Origin of the sequence: Micromonospora sp. NPDC005553 (assembly GCF_042871765.1) — a bacterium.
Taxonomy (GTDB): Bacteria; Actinomycetota; Actinomycetes; order Mycobacteriales; family Micromonosporaceae; genus Micromonospora.
The window spans coordinates 44,356-59,571 of the sequence record NZ_JBIAJD010000012.1 but is presented as its reverse complement, the minus strand read 5'-3'; the positions used below and the strand labels follow the sequence as shown (position 1 = coordinate 59,571).

The following is a 15,216-nucleotide window of genomic DNA, read 5'->3' as shown; positions in this document are numbered from 1 at the left end:
CATGCTCGAGAACGAGCCCGAGGGCGGCGAACGGGCCGGTTCACAGCCGGCCGGTGCAAACGCCGACCAGAGCACCACGGCCGACGGCGGCGCCGTCGAGACGCCCACCACGGCTGTCGGTTCGGCTTCGGTGGAACCGGCCGGCGCGGAGAGCGCTTCCGCTGACGCCGCCGAACCCGCCGCGCCGGTGCGGCGCACCCGGGCGACCCGTCGTCGGGCCGCCCCGCTCAACCAGCCGGAGCAGACCGACGCGCCGATCGAGGCGCCCACCGGTGGCGCCGGCAACGTCGAGTCGCCGCAGGCGGAGGTCTTCGCCCCGATCTCCGGCGACCTGGACGTCGCACCGAAGACCCCCCGGCGTCGCCGCAAGGCCACCCCCGTCGAGACGACCGCCGAGGAGCCGCTGGTCGCCGCCGCTGCGGAGGCGGCCTCGGCCGAGGTGGTCCCGCCGGTCAAGGTGACCCGTACCCGGCGCAAGAAGGCCACGCCGGCGGCCGTCGAGGAGCCGCCCGCCGCCGAGCAGCCGGCCGCGGCCGACGAGCCGCTCGCGGTCGAGGAGCCGGTCGTCGAAGAGCCGGACGTCACCGAGGAACCGGCGGAGTCCGACCTGCGCGAGGCCGAGGCCGAGTTGAACGACTCCCCGGCCCTCCCGAGCACGTCCGCTGCCGAGCTGGCCTGGAGCAGCGGTGCGCAGGACCGCTCCGGCGAGGTGCCACCGGGTGTGGCCGTCTCCGGTGTGACGGATGAGCCGAACGAGCCGGCCGAGATCGAGCCGGAGCAGCCGCGTACCCGTCGCCGGCGCGCTGCGCTCTCCGCGCCCACCGTGCTTTTCATGGCACCCCAGCCGGACGCCGTGCCGGTGACCCGACCGGTGGAGCCCGCCGCGGCGACCGAGGAACCGGCCGTCGAGGAAGCCGCCGAGCCGTCCCGCCGCCGTCGGCGTGGTCGCCGTGAGGCCGAGCCGGTGGAGCCGATCGAGGCCGTCGAGGCCGAAGAGGAGCCGACCGAGGAGGCCGACGAGGCCGCCGAGGCGGATGAGGACGACGAGGACAGCGCCGCCGCGCGCCGCCGCCGCCGACGTGGTCGCCGGGGCCGTGGCCGGGGCAAGGGCGGCGCCGACGACGCCGAGGACGAGGAGTCCGAGGAGGCGGCGCAGGCCGACGAGGAAGAGACCGCCGAGGTCGAAGCCGAGGGCGACGAGGACGAGGAGTCCGAGGGCGGGGACGGTCTGACCCGTCGTCGTCGTCGCCGTCGCCGTCGTGGCGCCGGTGACACCGAGAGTGCGGCGGACGACGGCGTGCCGACCGTGGTGAAGATCCGCGAGCCGCGCCGGACCGTCGACGAGGTGCAGGGTGTGTCCGGCTCGACCCGGCTGGAGGCCAAGCGCCAGCGCCGCCGGGACGGTCGGGAGCAGCGCCGTACCCGCCCGCCGATCCTCAGCGAGTCGGAGTTCCTGGCGCGCCGCGAGGCCGTCGACCGGGTGATGGCGGTCCGCCAGCGCGGTGACCGCACCCAGATCGCCGTCCTGGAGGACGGCGTGCTGGTCGAGCACTACGTCACCCGCAATTCCTCCGGGACGATGGCCGGCAACGTGTACCTCGGCAAGGTGCAGAACGTGCTGCCGAGCATGGAGGCCGCGTTCGTCGATGTCGGTCGGGGCCGTAACGCGGTGCTGTACGCCGGCGAGGTCAACTGGGACACCTCCGGGTTGGAGGGGCGGGCCCGCTCGATCGAGCAGGCGCTGCGCTCCGGCGACTCGGTGCTGGTCCAGGTCACCAAGGACCCGATCGGGCACAAGGGCGCACGGCTGACCAGCCACATCGCGCTCTCGGGCCGGCACCTGGTCTACGTGCCCAACGGCAACGCCTCCGGGATCAGCCGCAAGCTGCCGGACAACGAGCGCAAGCGGCTGCGGGACGTGCTCAAGAAGCTGGTCCCGGACGGCGCGGGCGTGATCGTCCGGACGGCCGCCGAGGGCGCCACCGAGGACGAGTTGGCCCGCGACGTCAAGCGGCTCCAGGCGCAGTGGGAGGACATCCAGGCCAAGGCCGCCGAGGGTGGCGCCCCGGCGCTGCTCTACGGGGAGCCGGACCTGGTCATCCGGGTGGTCCGGGACCTGTTCAACGAGGACTTCCGCGAGCTGGTGATCGAGGGCGAGCAGTCGTACGACATTGTCGAGTCGTACCTGTCGCACGTCTCTCCGGACCTGGTCGACCGGGTGCGCCGGCACGTCGGCACGAGCGACGTCTTCGCCGAGTACCGGATCGACGAGCAGATCATCAAGGGCCTGGACCGCAAGGTCTTCCTGCCCTCCGGCGGCTCGCTGGTGATCGACCGTACCGAGGCGATGACTGTCGTCGACGTCAACACCGGCAAGTACACCGGCTCCGGGGGCAACCTGGAGGAGACCGTCACCCGTAACAACCTGGAGGCGGCGGAGGAGATCGTCCGTCAGCTCCGGCTGCGGGACATCGGCGGCATCGTGGTGATCGACTTCATCGACATGGTGCTGGAGTCGAACCGTGAGCTGGTGCTGCGCCGACTCACTGAGTGCCTGGGCCGGGACCGCACCAAGCACCAGGTCACCGAGATCACGTCGCTCGGCCTGGTGCAGATGACTCGTAAGCGGATCGGCGCGGGCCTGCTGGAGGCGTTCAGCGAGACCTGCGAGTGCTGCAAGGGTCGGGGCGTCATCATCCACACCGAGCCGGTGCCGGAGAAGCCCCGTCCCGCTGGCGCGGGGGAGAAGGTCAAGGCGGTCGCCTCAGCTGTGGCTCCCGCTCCGGCGGCCGAGCAGGGTGCCCCCTCGTCCCGTCGCCGGGCGCGCAAGAACGCCCCGGTCGCGGCCGAGCGGACCGCTGTCGAGGTCGTCGACACCGACACCGACACCACGGCCGAGCCGGACGCCGACTACCAGGACACCATGGGCTACGACCTGTCCCGCTACGAGTCGGACGCCGCCGCCGCACCGGCGATCTCCGACGCTCAGCAGGGTGAGTCGGCTCGGTTGGCCGCGGCGGACGACCCGGACGCGCTCGCCGACGCTGAGGGTGACGAGGAAGGCACCGAGGGCGGTGGCGGCCGTCGCCGGTCGCGTCGCGGTGGCGCCCGTCGGCGGACCCGCCCCTGAGCGCCTGACCGGCCACGTGTTTGACGAGGTCCCTCTCCCGGCAAAGTGACGGGGGAGGGACCTCGCCGTTGTGGCCACCCGGTCCTCGGTCGGCTGTCCCCGGTCAGGAGAAGAAGATGCGCCGTCTGCTCGCGGTCACCGCGCTGCTCACCATGCTCTCCGTCGCGGCCGGCTGCTCCACCGGTGGGACCGCCGAGGACGCCGGCTCGGCGGTCGCTGGCACTCCTGGGGGCCCGACCGGCATGCCGGCCAGCGGTGGTGTGGCGGGCGGCAACGCCACCCAGGTGTGCGCCGCCGCACAGGAGGCCAGCACCACTGCCGTTCGGACGTACGTGGCTGAGCTGGGTCGGATGCTCGCGGCGGTGGGCGCCGGGGACAGCCGCACGGCCGAGGCCGCCCGGGGCCGGGCCGAGGGAGCGCTGGCGGGCTGGCGGACCGTCCTGCGGGAGCAGTCGGAGCGGACCGACGATCCGCAGCTCAGGACGCTGCTCACCGACCTCGGCACCGAGGTTTCGGCACTCGGTGCCGACGTCGAGTCGATCGACGAGACCGAACTCGACCGGCTCCAGCAGCGCCTCGACCAGCTCTGCGAGCGCTGACCAGGGCGGGCCGGTTTGGGGTCCGGGCCAGCGATGGCGTACTCTTGCCTGCGGCCCACCTTTGGTGTGCCGAGTTCCCGTGTGCCCGCGCCGCCGTGCACTGCTACCCGGCGAGCCGCTGCGGGAACGACCGCCAGCAGCCTCAACGACAGGGAGTCCGCCTCCGATGTACGCGATCGTCAAGACCGGCGGCAAGCAGTACAAGGTCGCCGAGGGCGACGTGATCGAGGTCGAGAAGCTCACCGGTGCCCCCGGTGACGCGGTGAAGCTCACCGCGGTGCTCCTCGTCGACGGTGACGACCTGGTGACCGACGCGGCGAAGCTTGCCGAGGTCGCGGTGTCCGGCGAAATCGCCGCGCACACCAAGGGCCCGAAGATCCGGATCCACAAGTTCAAGAACAAGACTGGCTACCACAAGCGCCAGGGTCACCGTCAGCCGTTGACCCAGGTCAAGGTGACCGGCATCTCCAGCGGGAAGTAGGTCGTCCTCCAATGGCTCACAAAAAGGGTGCGTCCAGCTCGCGTAACGGTCGTGACTCCGCGGCCCAGCGACTCGGCGTGAAGCGCTTCGGTGGTCAGGTCGTCAGCGCCGGTGAGATCATCATCCGGCAGCGTGGCACCAAGTTCCACCCCGGTGACCTGGTCGGCCGTGGCGGCGACGACACGCTGTTCGCGCTGTCCGCCGGTGCGGTCCTGTTCGGCACCAAGCGCGGTCGCAAGACCGTCAGCATCGTTCCGCAGCAGTAGTTCTCGGGCTTAAGCGGGCCGCGGACCTCCGGGTCCCGGCCCGCTTAGCCTTTTTCGCGAAGTGCGAGGTTGGACCTCGCTGGAAGGATTGACGCCGTGGCAACGTTCGTTGACCGGGTCGTTCTGCATCTGCAGGCCGGCGATGGCGGGCACGGTTGTGTCTCGATCCACCGCGAGAAGTTCAAGCCCTTCGGCGGACCGGACGGCGGCAACGGTGGGCACGGGGGCAGCGTGTCCCTGGTGGTCGACCCGCAGGTGACCACGCTGCTCGACTTCCACTTCCACCCGCACGTCAAGGCCGACAACGGCAAGGGCGGCGCTGGCTCGAACCGGGACGGGGCCAACGGCCGCAACCTGGTGCTCAAGGTGCCCAACGGCACAGTGGTGCAGACCTCCGACGGCACGGTGCTGGCCGACATGGTCGGCGCCGGCACCACCTTCGAGGTCGCCCGTGGTGGGCGCGGCGGGCGGGGCAACGCCTCGCTGGCCAACGCCAAGCGCAAGGCGCCCGGCTTCGCCGAGCTGGGGGAGCCCGGCGACCAACTGGACATCGTGCTGGAGCTGAAGAGCGTCGCCGATGTGGGCCTGGTGGGCTTCCCGTCCGCCGGCAAGTCGTCGCTGATCTCGGTGATCTCCGCCGCGAAGCCGAAGATCGCCGACTACCCGTTCACCACCCTGGTGCCCAACCTCGGCGTGGTCCGGATGGACAACCACACCTTCACCGTCGCGGACGTACCGGGCCTGATCCCCGGCGCGGCCACCGGTAAGGGCCTGGGCCTGGAGTTCCTGCGGCACATCGAGCGCTGCGCGGTGCTGGTGCACGTCATCGACTCGGCGACCCTTGAGCCCGGCCGCGACCCGGTGGCCGACATCGACGCCATCGAGGCGGAGCTGAGCCAGTACGGCGGCTTGGCTGACCGCCCACGTCTGGTCGCCGTCAACAAGGTCGACGTGCCGGACGGTCGCGACCTCGCCGAGATCGTGCGCCCCGACCTGGAGGAGCGCGGTTACCAGGTGTTCGAGGTCTCCGCGGCCACCCGGGAAGGGCTCAAGGAGTTGACCTACGCGATGGCCGAGCTGGTCGACGCGGAGCGTAAGGCCGCTCCGCCGGCCGAGCCGACCCGGATCGTCATCCGCCCGATCGCCGTGGACGACGACGGGTTCACCATCACGGCCGAAGCTGACGGCTCGTTCACTGTGCGCGGTGTGCGGCCGGAGCGCTGGGTCAAGCAGACCAACTTCGACAACGACGAGGCGGTCGGCTACCTGGCTGACCGGCTGGCCCGGCTCGGGGTGGAGGACAAGCTGGCCAAGGCCGGCGCGCAGCCCGGTGATCTGGTCCGGATCGACGCGCGCGAGTTCGACTGGCAGCCGACGCTCTTCGCCGGCGTGGAGTTCGTGCCCGGTAACCGGGGCACCGACGTCCGCCTGGAGGAGAAGTCGAACCGGGCCTCCGCCGCGGATCGGCTCGCCGCCCGGAAGGCTCGCCGCGTGCGGCCGGAGGACGAGGTGGGCGCGGACCTCTCCGACGACGACATCGACGACGACATCGACGACGAGGACGACGCCGAGTAGTTCGTTGCGCTCCGTGGTGGGGTTGATTTCCGGAAACCTCTCCGAAATCCACGCGTCCTAGCGTGGGGTGATGCTGATCGAGTCCCGGCCTGCCACCGATCCGGAGATCGCCGCCATGGTCATCGCGCAGCAGCGTGAGCTGCGCGAGGCCGATGGCGGGTTGGACGGGCAGGTCTTCGTCCCCCATGACGACGTCAGCTACCTGGCGGTGGTGCTGAACGGTCGGGCGGTCGCCTGCGGCGGGCTCCAGGCGCTCGATGCCGAGACCGGCGAGGTCAAGCGGATGTACGTCCGGCCCGCGTACCGGGGGCGGGGGATCGGTCGTCAGTTGCTGGCCGCGCTGGAGGAGTGCGCGTTCCGGCAGGGGCAGTCGGTGGTCTGCCTGGAGACTGGCACCTACCTGCCGGCCGCGATCGCTCTCTACTCCGCGTGTGGCTACCAGCAGATCCCGGTGTACGGCGAGTACGTGGGCAACCCGTACAGCGTCTGTTTCGCCAAGCGGTTGCCGGTCGCGGCCTGACGGCCGCGTCGCCGGTGCTGGCGTACTCGACGGTCACCGGCTTCGGCCCGGCCGAACCCCGCTGCACCGAAACCCAGGTCAGTGCCGGTCGGCGGGGTTGTCCAGGCGTCCGCCGGTGCCGGCCTGGTTCGACAGCAGCAGCCCGAGCGCGAGCATCCCGAAGCCGAGCGCCAGGTGCAGCCAGTTGTCGGCGTCGTTGACAGGCAGGATGTTCGCCCCGCCCTCCGGGTTGACCGCCTCGATCGCCAGGCCGTACAGCCAGAGAGCGAGGTAGACCGCGCCACCGGCGGCCAGGAAGACGCGGGCACCGGCGACGCTGCGGGCCAGCACCAGGCCGACCAGCCCGAAGAGCAGATGCACCGCGTTGTGCAGGATCGACACCTGGAACAGCCCGAGTAGCTGGGCGTCCGAGTGGTGCCCGGCGAACCGCAGCTCGCCGTAGTCGGTGGTGATGCCGGGGATGAAGCCGAGGACGCCGATCAGCAGGAAGACCCCGGCCACCACCAGCGCGGCCAGCTGGACCCGGGGTCGGGGACCGGCCGCTCGGCCGCCTCGTGCGTCTCGTGCCATCGCTGCCCCCTCCGTGGATGTGCCGATCTCGCGAACCTCACTGTCCGCAGCGGCGACGTGACGCAGCCCGACGATCCTCCATTTTGAAGACCAACCAGGGGGCCGCGCAGATAAATGCACGAAGAGGTATGGAAGCCGAAACGCAGGGTAGGTCAATGGTCAGCGGCCGCAGCAACGGGCCGCATCCCCCCAGCACAACCGCTACGACTTTCTGAGCGGAAGGACATCATGACTTACGATCTTTCACCTACGTCTTCCACGTACGGGCAGCAGTCGACCAACGGCGGCGGCGTCCGTGACCAGGCGCGCCAGGTTGGTTCTGAGGCTGCACAGGCTGGCGGCGCGGTCGCTCAGACCGCCAAGGAGCAGGGCACCGAGGTTGGCCGCGAGGCGGCCCGGCAGGCCCGCAACCTGTACGGCGAGGCCCGCAGTCAGCTGGCCAGCCAGACCGGTGAGCAGCAGCGCCGGGCTGCCGGCGGGTTGCGTTCGCTGGCCGACGAGATGCGCTCGATGGCCGAGCAGGGTGGCCAGGCCGGCCCGGTGAGCGAGCTCGCCCGCCAGGCCGCCGACCGGGTGCACGGTGTCGCCGGCTGGCTCGAGGAGCGCGAGCCCGGCGACCTGATTACCGAGGTACGCGACTACGCGCGGCGTAACCCGGGCACCTTCCTGGTCGGCGCGGCGGTGCTCGGTGTGCTGGCCGGCCGGCTGACCCGTGGCATCTCGGCTGCCGGCGGCGACTCCGGCAACGGTTCCTCGAACTTCCGGGGCGCCGGGGCGTACGACCCGGAGCAGACCGCCGTGATCCCGACGCCGCCGCCCGCGCCCCGCGCGGTGCCGGACGCCGTCCCGGCGGGCGGCTACCTCGACCCGACCCCCGGTACGCACACCCCGCCGACGTCCGGTGGCTACGCCGACCAGACGTCCGGCGGATACGCCGACCCCACTCGGGGCGACACCCCGGAACACTCCGGCACCGGCCAGCCGCTGCCGCCGGTGACCCAGACCGACCCGCTGCCGGGCGTGCCGTCCAGCGGCAACCCGCGCCCGTGAGCCACCGAGTCATCCGAAGGGAGGCGACGGCATGAGCATGCCGACGCAGGGGTCCGGACTGGACTCCGGTTACCACCCCGACGCGGGTGCCCCGCACACCGCGGCGGAGGTGAAGGGCAGCTCGCTGGGCGACCTGATGCGTCAGGTCACCACCGACCTGTCGACGCTGATGCGTCAGGAGGTCGAGCTGGCCAAGGCTGAGATCCGCCAGGAGGGCAAAAAGGCCGGCAAGGCCGCAGGCCTGTTCGGCGGTGCCGGCTTCGGCGGCTACATGGTGGCCCTGTTCGTGTCCATCGCCATCTGGCAGTTCCTGGACAACGTCATGGACTCCGGCCTGGCCGCACTGATCGTGGCAGTGATCTGGGCAGCGGTCGCCGCGGTTCTCTACTCGAAGGCCAAGAAGAACGCCCAGCACGTACGCGGGCTCAAGCAGACGAACGACAGCGTGCAGCGGATTCCCGACGCGCTCAAGCCGCACCCGGAGGGAGTCACCCGATGAGCACCGATCCCGATCAGATCCGCCGGGAGATCGAAGCCACCCGTAACAGTCTCAGCTCCGACGTGGACGCGCTGGCGTACAAGGTCAGCCCGAGCCGCATCGTCGACGACCGCAAGCAGCGGGCCCGTTCCGCTCTGCAGAATGTGAGGGACAAGGTCATGGGAACCGCGTCTGACCTCGGTCACGGCACCGGCCAGGCCGCCCACTCGGTGGGTGACCGCGCCTCGTCGGCGGCCTCCAGCGTCAGCGACGCCGCGCACTCGGCGGCGACCACTGTCAGCGACGCCGCGCACAGCGCGCCGCGGGTGATCCGGCAGAAGTCCCAGGGCAACCCTCTCGCCGCCGGCCTGATCGCGTTCGGGGTCGGCTGGCTGGCCTCGTCGCTGATCCCGGCCTCCCGCCGCGAGCAGGAGGCCGCCGCCCAGGTGAAGGCCAAGGTCAGCGAGCACAGCGGGGCGGTGAAGGAGAAGCTGAGCGAGGTGGCCAGCGAGCTGCGCGAGCCGGCCCAGCAGGCCGCCGAGTCGGTGAAGTCCACCGCTCAGGACGCCGTGCACGCGGTGAAGGACGACACGAAGTCCGCCGCCCACCAGGTCAAGGACCACGCCACTCCCTGAAACACCCCCAACCAGCACGACAGCTCGCGGTCACCTTCGGGTGCCCGCGAGCTGTCGCGTTGAGGTCAGCGCCGATCTTGCGGTTTCGGCTGGGGTTCTGTGCGTCTACCGGCGGTAATGTCCCAACCGGAAGTGCAAGATCGCGGGGAGTCGTGGGTTGCGCGGGGCGGGGTTGGCGGCTCGACGGATTCGGGTGTCGCCGTAGCGGACGCCGCCCAGCAGGAGGCGTCGGGTGACCGCCAGCCAGCCACACACACCACGTTCCAGCAGCCAGAGTGGGGCCGCCAGCGCCGTGCCCGGCGGGAACACCCGGGTGCCGCCGGCGCGGCGGCGACCCGTCTCGGCCAGGGCGACGACACCGGCCACCGCGCCGAGCAACAGCCCGGGGCGGCGCGACGCGACCGCCGCCGCCACCGCTGGCAGCACCGCGAGCGCGGTCAGCAGGCGAGCCGGCTGAGCCAGATCGTCGTACGCCTGCCGCACTCGCTGACCACGGAAATGCGCGGCGTCCGGAGGCAGCCGGCGGACGTACAACCAGGCCGGAGTCGCCTCGGTGCCGCCGTACCCGCGCACCGTGCGGATCAGCTCCAGGTTCTCGAAGAGCACGTCCGGGTCGTACCCGCCCATGGCGAGGAAGGTGCTGCGCCGCACGGCGAGGGTGCCCGGGTAGTCCGCCCCGAGCGCCCGGTTGAGCAGGGTGCGGCCGGTGTCCCACCAGGCGTGCCAGGGCAGCGGGTGGAAGTAGTTCTGCGGTCGTACCAGGTCGGCCCGGTCCAGCAGTCGGTGTACCGCGGTCAGCGCGGACTCGTCGTACCGGACGTCGTCGTCGGCGATCACCACGTGCTGGTGCCCGGCCGCGCGGACGCCGGTGTGAACGCCGCGCACCTTGCCGTTGAGCCCACGCTCACCCGGATCCGGTGGAAGGTGCCGAACCAGCCCTCGCCACGCCTCGGCGTGCCTGGCGAAGACAGACGGAGGCGAGCCGTCGACCACGAGCACCTCCACCCGGTCACCCAGCCAGCGCAGGTAGTCGGTCAGCTCGGTCAGGCCGGTGTCGGTGTGCCAGCGCAGCGGCAGCACGTACGTCATCGGTAGGCGGGTCGGTGGGGCTTCGGTCCGCCGTGTCACGTCGTCACCTCGACCACGCTCGATCATCGTCCGTTCGGGAGGAATGGCGGACGTTGGTGAGGGTCAGCCCGAGGGGCGGCAGCGCGGGCATCCGGTGCAGATCCAGGGCCAGGTTCTGGACCGGCACGTCGTAGCGCATGGTGGTGGTCAGGTTGGTGACCGCCCGCTTCATCAGGTCGATGGTGATCCACTCGCCGGCGCAGCGGTGCCCGGCCCAGTGGTCGCCACCGCCCTGCGGGATCAGCTCGAACGGGTCCACCCGGCGGCCGGCGAACCGCTCCGGGCGGAACAGCTCCGGTTGTGGCCAGAGCGTCGGGTGGTGGTTGGTGCCGTAGAGGTCGAGCAGCACCCGTCGACCCTTCGGGAAGTGGTGGCCCTGCCAGTCGAAGGACCGCCGGACCCGGGCCGCCGCCATCGGAAAGAACGGGTAGTAACGGCGTACCTCCTGGACGAAACGCTCGGTGGACTCGTCGTCGTCGCGGACCCGTTCCCGCCAGGCCGGATGATCGTGCAGGGCGAGCGCGGCGAAGGTCATGTACTGGTCGACGGCGACCACCGGGCGCAGCACGTTGAGCAGCTCCACCGCAGCGATCCGCCGGGGCAGGAGGTTGCCGCGCCCGTCCCGGTGTTCGGCGATCACGGCCAGGGCGCTGCCGGCCGGCGCCGGGGCGAAACCGACCCGGGTCCGTTCGACGAGGTCGGCGAGCCAGCGTTCGGCGCGGTACCGGGCGATCCATCCCCGCCAGTGTCGGGGTCCCATCACCGCCGGGGCCTCGATCATGGCGTGCAGTTCGACGGCGCGGCGTTCGACCTGTGACGCGGGCAGCGGTACCCCGGCCCAGGCGCAGACCACCCGGGTCAGCAGCCGACCCAGCTCGTCGTAGAGCGACACCGGACCGGCACGTTCCCAGGCGGCGACCCGGGTCCGCCACTCGTCGTCGAAGAGCTGACCGAGCCGCTGGATCGCCGCCGGCGTCATGATCGACATGAACATGGCCTTGCGGTCGACGTGCTCCGGCCCGTCCAGCCCCTGCACCCCGCCCCTCCCGGTCAGGGTCCGCTGCACGCGCAGCGGCATCGCTGTGGCGCGCTGGAAGCGGTCGTTGTCGTAGAACAACTCCGCCGCCGGCCGGCCGCGCAGGCAGATGGTCGGGGCGAGCAGGATCCGGGTCGTGAAGACGTCGCTGCCGTACCGCTCGCAGCGCTCGCCGATGAACCGGTAGCCGGCGCGGAGCAGCGCGAGGGTGCTGTCCGGGCTGGGGTCGGCCGGCATGGTCGCCATCGGGTCTCCTCACGCGCGGGTGGGGCTGGTCGCGTTTGCCGCTGCGCTTACCCCGGCCGTCGCCGCTGAACCCCGCTCGGCTGGCCCCTCCCAGGGACGGCGGAACCTGGTTTGCTGGTGAAACGAGCACGGGGAGGGCGGATGCGCGACAACAGAGCGCCGCACTGGCGGCAGCGGCGAGTGGCCGGGGCACTGGGCGGAGGCCGCGACGGGCGGTCCCTGATCGGGCCGCCTCGGCGGCCCACCCGTCCGCATCGGTTCTTCACGGTGCACCTGGGCTTCACCGCGCCCGGCCTGGCCGAGGCCCGCGAGCTGGCGGTGGCGTACGCGGAGGCGCTGAGCCTGCTGCGCTCGGAGGTGGCACTCGGTGCGGCGGCCCTGTCGCCGGCGGACGCCTGGCAGCGGGCCGAGCGGCTGTTCTGCGGGGCGGTCGGCCCGGACGGGGAGCGCTGCGTCGACGTCGCCGACCATCCCGGTTTCCACCACGCCCCGGGCCCGGGGGGCCTCGGTTGGGGCGACGGCGACGGCCCCGGCGATGGTTGACCACCAGCCCTGGGTGGCCGATCCGGGAGTGCGCCGGCCAACCCGCCAGCGTGGCCGTGCCGGTGTCCCGACCACGGGCACCGGCACGGCGATCCACCACCGACTGTTCGGCGGGCGCGGTCAGTCCAGGTCGAACTCGCCGTCCTGCGCGCCGGCCACGAAGGCGTCCCACTCGGCCTGGGTGAAGACCAGCACCGGCCCGCTCGGCTCGGCCGAGTTGCGCATCCCGATCAGGTCGTCGACGAAGGCGACCTCGACGGCGCTGTCGGAGGTGTCCCCCTCGGCCCGCTGCCAGACCGCTCGAGAGAGGTCGAAGTCGCCCTTGGGGTGCTGCGCCATGGTTCTTTCCTCCAGTGCCGAGGGTCGTGTGGTGACCGGGTGCCGATCCCCATCGGGCAGGATAAGCGGATGCCGAGCCTGACCCGTGTAGAGGCGACCGCGCGTGGCGCGGCGATTACTGTCGAGTCCTATCAGGTGGACCTCGACCTGACCGCTGGCGGGGACCTGTTCCGCTCCCGCGTCGAGATCCGGTTCCGGGCCACCGCCGGCGCCGCGACCTTCGTCGAGGTCAGGCCCGTCAAACTGCACGGTGTACGCCTCAACGACCGTGACCTGGACCCCGGCCTGCACACCGACAACCGGTTGCCGCTCGACGGGCTGGCCGAGGAGAACACGCTCGTCGTCGAGGCCGACATGGCGTACTCGAAGACGGGGGAGGGGATGCACCGCTTCGTCGACCCGGCCGACGGCGAGACGTACCTCTACGCCATGTCGTTTCTCGACAACGCGCAGCGCATCTTCGCCGCCTTCGACCAGCCCGACCTCAAGGCCCCGATGACCCTCTCGGTCACCGCGCCGTCGCAGTGGATCGTCGCGGGCAACGCCGAGCTGGCCGCCAAGCCGGCCCCCGGGCGTTGGGAGTTCGCCCCGAGCGAGCCCCTGGCCACGTACTTCTTCTCGCTGATCGCCGGGCCGTACCACGTCCGGCGGGCCGAGCACCACGGCGTGCCGCTGGGCATCTACTGCCGCCGGTCGCTCGCCGAGCACCTGGACGCCGACGCCGACGAGATCTTCGACGTCACCCGGCAGTGCCTGGACCGGTTCCACCAGCTCTTCACCGAGCGCTACCCGTTCGGCAAGTACGACCAGGCGTTCGTGCCCGAGTTCAACGCCGGGGCGATGGAGAATCCCGGCATCGTCACCTTCCGCGACGACTATGTGTTCCGTTCGGCGGTCACCGACACCGAGCGCGAGCAGCGGGCCACCACCATCGCCCACGAGATGGCGCACATGTGGTTCGGTGACCTGGTCACCATGCGCTGGTGGGACGACCTGTGGTTGAACGAGTCCTTCGCCGAATACCTCGGCACCCGGGTCACGGCCGAGGCGACCCGCTTCGACCAGGCCTGGACGACCTTCGCGATGCGGCGCAAGGCCTGGGGCTACGCCGCCGACCAGCGGCCCTCCACCCACCCGATCGCTCCGCCGGAGGTCGTCGATGCCGAGGCGGGCCTGCTCAACTTCGACGGCATCTCGTACGCCAAGGGCGCCAGCGTGCTGCGGCAGCTGGTCGCGTGGCTCGGCGACGAGGCTTTCCTCGCCGGCCTGAACGCGCACTTCGCCGCACACCGCTTCGGCAACGCCACCCTCGCCGACCTGCTGGCCAGCCTCTCCGCCAGCAGCGGCAGGGACCTTTCCGACTGGGCCGAGCTGTGGTTGCGCCGCCCGCAGGTCAACACGCTGCGTGCCGAGGTCGCCGTGGACGCGGACGGTCGCTACAGCGAGGTGGCGGTGGTGCAGACCGCGCCCGAGTCGTACCCGGTGCTGCGCCCACACCGGATCGGCGTGGGCCGCTACTCGATGGACGGCAGCGCGCGGCGCGACGAGGTGGACCTCGACTCGAACGCCGACGGGGGCCGTACCGTTCTCGGTGCGTTGACCGGCGAGCCGGCGGCCCGGTTGTTGCTGCTCAACGACGGTGACCTCACCTTCGCGAAAGTTCGCCTCGACCCGGCGTCGGCGGATGCCGTCCCGCAGGTGCTGCCCGCTCTGACCGATCCGCTGGCCCGGGCGGTGCTCTGGCGCGAGGCACTGGACGCGACGACCGACGGCGAGCGGCCGGTCACCGGCCTGGTCGACCTGATGGCCGCCGCGCTGCCCGCCGAGACCGAGGTGATCATCGCGGAGGACGTCCTGACGTTGAGCCGGTCCCTGGTCGACCGCTACCTCGACCCGCTGACCCGCTCCGCGGCGCTGGCCAGGGTCGCGGGGACGTGCCAGCGGCTGCTCGACGGCGCACCGGCCGGGCAGTCGTTGCAGCTCGCCGCCGCACGGGGTTGGATCGCCGCGACCACCGACGCGGATCTGCTCGTCGGTTGGCTCGCCGGCCGGGACGTGCCAGCCGGTCTGAAGGTCGACGCGGAGCTGCGCTGGGCGGTGCTGCGTCGCCTGGTGGTGCTGGGCGCCGCCGGCGAGGCGGAGATCGCCATCGAGGCCGCCGCCGACAACAGCTCCACGGGCGCGGAACGGGCCGCCCACTGCCGGGCGGCACTGCCCGACCCGGTGGTGAAGCAGGCGACCTGGGAGATCATCGTGCGGGACACCGCGCTGTCCGGTCGGCTGCTGGAGGCGATCGCCGAGGGGTTCTGGCAGCCCGAGCAGGCCGACCTGACCGCCGCGTACGTCGATCGGTACTTCGCGGAGATGCCGGCCGCCGCGCATCTGCGTACCCCCTGGACGGCCGACCGGGTGGCAGCCTTGGCGTTCCCCCGCTACGCCGTGGCGCAGCCCACCCGGGAGGCGGCCGCGGCGCTGCTGGCCCGCGACGACCTGACCCCCGGTCTGCGCCGGGTGGTGACCGACGCCGACGACGACCTGCGTCGCGCGCTGGTCGCCCGGACGGCGGTGGCAGCCGCCTCGGCCTGACCGCTGCCCGTGCCTCCTGACGCCGTGGGTGCCG

Annotated in this window: 15 protein-coding genes; 11 read left to right on the top strand and 4 right to left on the bottom strand. The window is 71.8% G+C overall.

Annotated elements, in window-relative coordinates:
• Nucleotide 1 precedes the first annotated feature (1 nt).
• The 6 genes from ACFYPG_RS31910 (at nucleotide 2) to ACFYPG_RS31885 (ending at nucleotide 6,571) form a co-directional block, all read left to right on the top strand.
• Complete coding sequence (locus ACFYPG_RS31910; protein ID WP_387354911.1) at nucleotides 2–3,130, top strand: Rne/Rng family ribonuclease; 3,129 nt, start codon at nucleotides 2–4, stop codon at nucleotides 3,128–3,130.
• A 116-nt stretch (nucleotides 3,131–3,246) separates the two neighbouring features.
• Nucleotides 3,247–3,729 (top strand): hypothetical protein, encoded by a 483-nt coding sequence (locus ACFYPG_RS31905; RefSeq protein ID WP_355009316.1) that lies wholly within the window; start codon nucleotides 3,247–3,249, stop codon nucleotides 3,727–3,729.
• Nucleotides 3,730–3,895: 166 nt separating this feature from the next.
• Nucleotides 3,896–4,210: a 50S ribosomal protein L21 gene (gene rplU, locus ACFYPG_RS31900; RefSeq protein ID WP_007464063.1), complete on the top strand. Its 315-nt coding sequence runs from the start codon at nucleotides 3,896–3,898 to the stop codon at nucleotides 4,208–4,210.
• 11 nt (nucleotides 4,211–4,221) lie between these two features.
• Nucleotides 4,222–4,476, top strand: a complete 255-nt coding sequence (gene rpmA / locus ACFYPG_RS31895) for a 50S ribosomal protein L27 (protein ID WP_007464062.1) — start codon at nucleotides 4,222–4,224, stop codon at nucleotides 4,474–4,476.
• A gap of 96 nt (nucleotides 4,477–4,572) precedes the next feature.
• Nucleotides 4,573–6,051, top strand: coding sequence for a GTPase ObgE (obgE, locus tag ACFYPG_RS31890; RefSeq protein WP_355009315.1), 1,479 nt, complete (start codon nucleotides 4,573–4,575; stop codon nucleotides 6,049–6,051).
• A 70-nt stretch (nucleotides 6,052–6,121) separates the two neighbouring features.
• A complete protein-coding gene (locus ACFYPG_RS31885) occupies nucleotides 6,122–6,571 on the top strand; it encodes a GNAT family N-acetyltransferase (RefSeq protein WP_355009314.1) in 450 nt (149 codons plus the stop codon).
• Between the two features lie 78 nt (nucleotides 6,572–6,649).
• Here the strand turns inward: ACFYPG_RS31885 and ACFYPG_RS31880 are convergent, their stop codons facing one another.
• On the bottom strand, nucleotides 6,650–7,141 hold the full coding sequence (locus ACFYPG_RS31880; protein ID WP_355009313.1) for a DUF4383 domain-containing protein: 492 nt from the start codon (nucleotides 7,139–7,141) through the stop codon (nucleotides 6,650–6,652).
• A gap of 228 nt (nucleotides 7,142–7,369) precedes the next feature.
• Between ACFYPG_RS31880 and ACFYPG_RS31875 the strand changes: the two genes are divergently transcribed.
• From ACFYPG_RS31875 to ACFYPG_RS31865, 3 genes are read left to right on the top strand one after another with little or no spacing between them, the layout of a single operon-like run.
• The gene (locus ACFYPG_RS31875; protein ID WP_387354908.1) at nucleotides 7,370–8,191 is read left to right on the top strand and encodes a hypothetical protein; all 822 of its coding nucleotides are present in this window, start codon (nucleotides 7,370–7,372) and stop codon (nucleotides 8,189–8,191) included.
• Nucleotides 8,192–8,222: 31 nt separating this feature from the next.
• Entirely contained in the window at nucleotides 8,223–8,690 is a 468-nt protein-coding gene (locus ACFYPG_RS31870) for a phage holin family protein (protein ID WP_355009311.1), read from the top strand.
• Nucleotides 8,687–9,304 (top strand): DUF3618 domain-containing protein, encoded by a 618-nt coding sequence (locus ACFYPG_RS31865; protein ID WP_355009310.1) that lies wholly within the window; start codon nucleotides 8,687–8,689, stop codon nucleotides 9,302–9,304. Before ACFYPG_RS31870 ends, ACFYPG_RS31865 begins: the two co-directional genes overlap by 4 nt.
• Nucleotides 9,305–9,409: 105 nt before the next feature.
• On the opposite strand, the gene ACFYPG_RS31860 is transcribed toward ACFYPG_RS31865, so the two are convergent.
• Nucleotides 9,410–10,432 (bottom strand): glycosyltransferase, encoded by a 1,023-nt coding sequence (locus tag ACFYPG_RS31860; protein ID WP_387354906.1) that lies wholly within the window; start codon nucleotides 10,430–10,432, stop codon nucleotides 9,410–9,412.
• A gap of 4 nt (nucleotides 10,433–10,436) precedes the next feature.
• Complete coding sequence (locus tag ACFYPG_RS31855) at nucleotides 10,437–11,714, bottom strand: cytochrome P450 (RefSeq protein ID WP_387354904.1); 1,278 nt, start codon at nucleotides 11,712–11,714, stop codon at nucleotides 10,437–10,439.
• Nucleotides 11,715–11,855: 141 nt separating this feature from the next.
• On the opposite strand from ACFYPG_RS31855, the gene ACFYPG_RS31850 reads away from it, so the two are divergent.
• Entirely contained in the window at nucleotides 11,856–12,257 is a 402-nt protein-coding gene (locus ACFYPG_RS31850; RefSeq protein WP_355009307.1) for a hypothetical protein, read from the top strand.
• 120 nt (nucleotides 12,258–12,377) lie between these two features.
• Here ACFYPG_RS31850 and ACFYPG_RS31845 read toward each other — a convergent pair whose 3' ends face one another.
• Entirely contained in the window at nucleotides 12,378–12,596 is a 219-nt protein-coding gene (locus ACFYPG_RS31845) for a DUF397 domain-containing protein (RefSeq protein WP_355009306.1), read from the bottom strand.
• A gap of 69 nt (nucleotides 12,597–12,665) precedes the next feature.
• Between ACFYPG_RS31845 and pepN the strand changes: the two genes are divergently transcribed.
• Nucleotides 12,666–15,182, top strand: a complete 2,517-nt coding sequence (gene pepN, locus ACFYPG_RS31840; RefSeq protein ID WP_387354903.1) for an aminopeptidase N — start codon at nucleotides 12,666–12,668, stop codon at nucleotides 15,180–15,182.
• Nucleotides 15,183–15,216 lie beyond the last annotated feature (34 nt).

Coding starts and splice junctions, on each gene's coding strand:
- ACFYPG_RS31910 (WP_387354911.1), top strand. CDS start 2: ATGCTCGAGAACGAGCCCGAGGGCGGCGAACGGGCCGGTTCACAGCCG.
- ACFYPG_RS31905 (WP_355009316.1), top strand. CDS start 3,247: ATGCGCCGTCTGCTCGCGGTCACCGCGCTGCTCACCATGCTCTCCGTC.
- rplU (WP_007464063.1), top strand. CDS start 3,896: ATGTACGCGATCGTCAAGACCGGCGGCAAGCAGTACAAGGTCGCCGAG.
- rpmA (WP_007464062.1), top strand. CDS start 4,222: ATGGCTCACAAAAAGGGTGCGTCCAGCTCGCGTAACGGTCGTGACTCC.
- ACFYPG_RS31885 (WP_355009314.1), top strand. CDS start 6,122: ATGCTGATCGAGTCCCGGCCTGCCACCGATCCGGAGATCGCCGCCATG.
- ACFYPG_RS31880 (WP_355009313.1), bottom strand. CDS start 7,141: ATGGCACGAGACGCACGAGGCGGCCGAGCGGCCGGTCCCCGACCCCGG.
- ACFYPG_RS31875 (WP_387354908.1), top strand. CDS start 7,370: ATGACTTACGATCTTTCACCTACGTCTTCCACGTACGGGCAGCAGTCG.
- ACFYPG_RS31870 (WP_355009311.1), top strand. CDS start 8,223: ATGAGCATGCCGACGCAGGGGTCCGGACTGGACTCCGGTTACCACCCC.
- ACFYPG_RS31865 (WP_355009310.1), top strand. CDS start 8,687: ATGAGCACCGATCCCGATCAGATCCGCCGGGAGATCGAAGCCACCCGT.
- ACFYPG_RS31855 (WP_387354904.1), bottom strand. CDS start 11,714: ATGGCGACCATGCCGGCCGACCCCAGCCCGGACAGCACCCTCGCGCTG.
- ACFYPG_RS31850 (WP_355009307.1), top strand. CDS start 11,856: ATGCGCGACAACAGAGCGCCGCACTGGCGGCAGCGGCGAGTGGCCGGG.
- ACFYPG_RS31845 (WP_355009306.1), bottom strand. CDS start 12,596: ATGGCGCAGCACCCCAAGGGCGACTTCGACCTCTCTCGAGCGGTCTGG.
- pepN (WP_387354903.1), top strand. CDS start 12,666: ATGCCGAGCCTGACCCGTGTAGAGGCGACCGCGCGTGGCGCGGCGATT.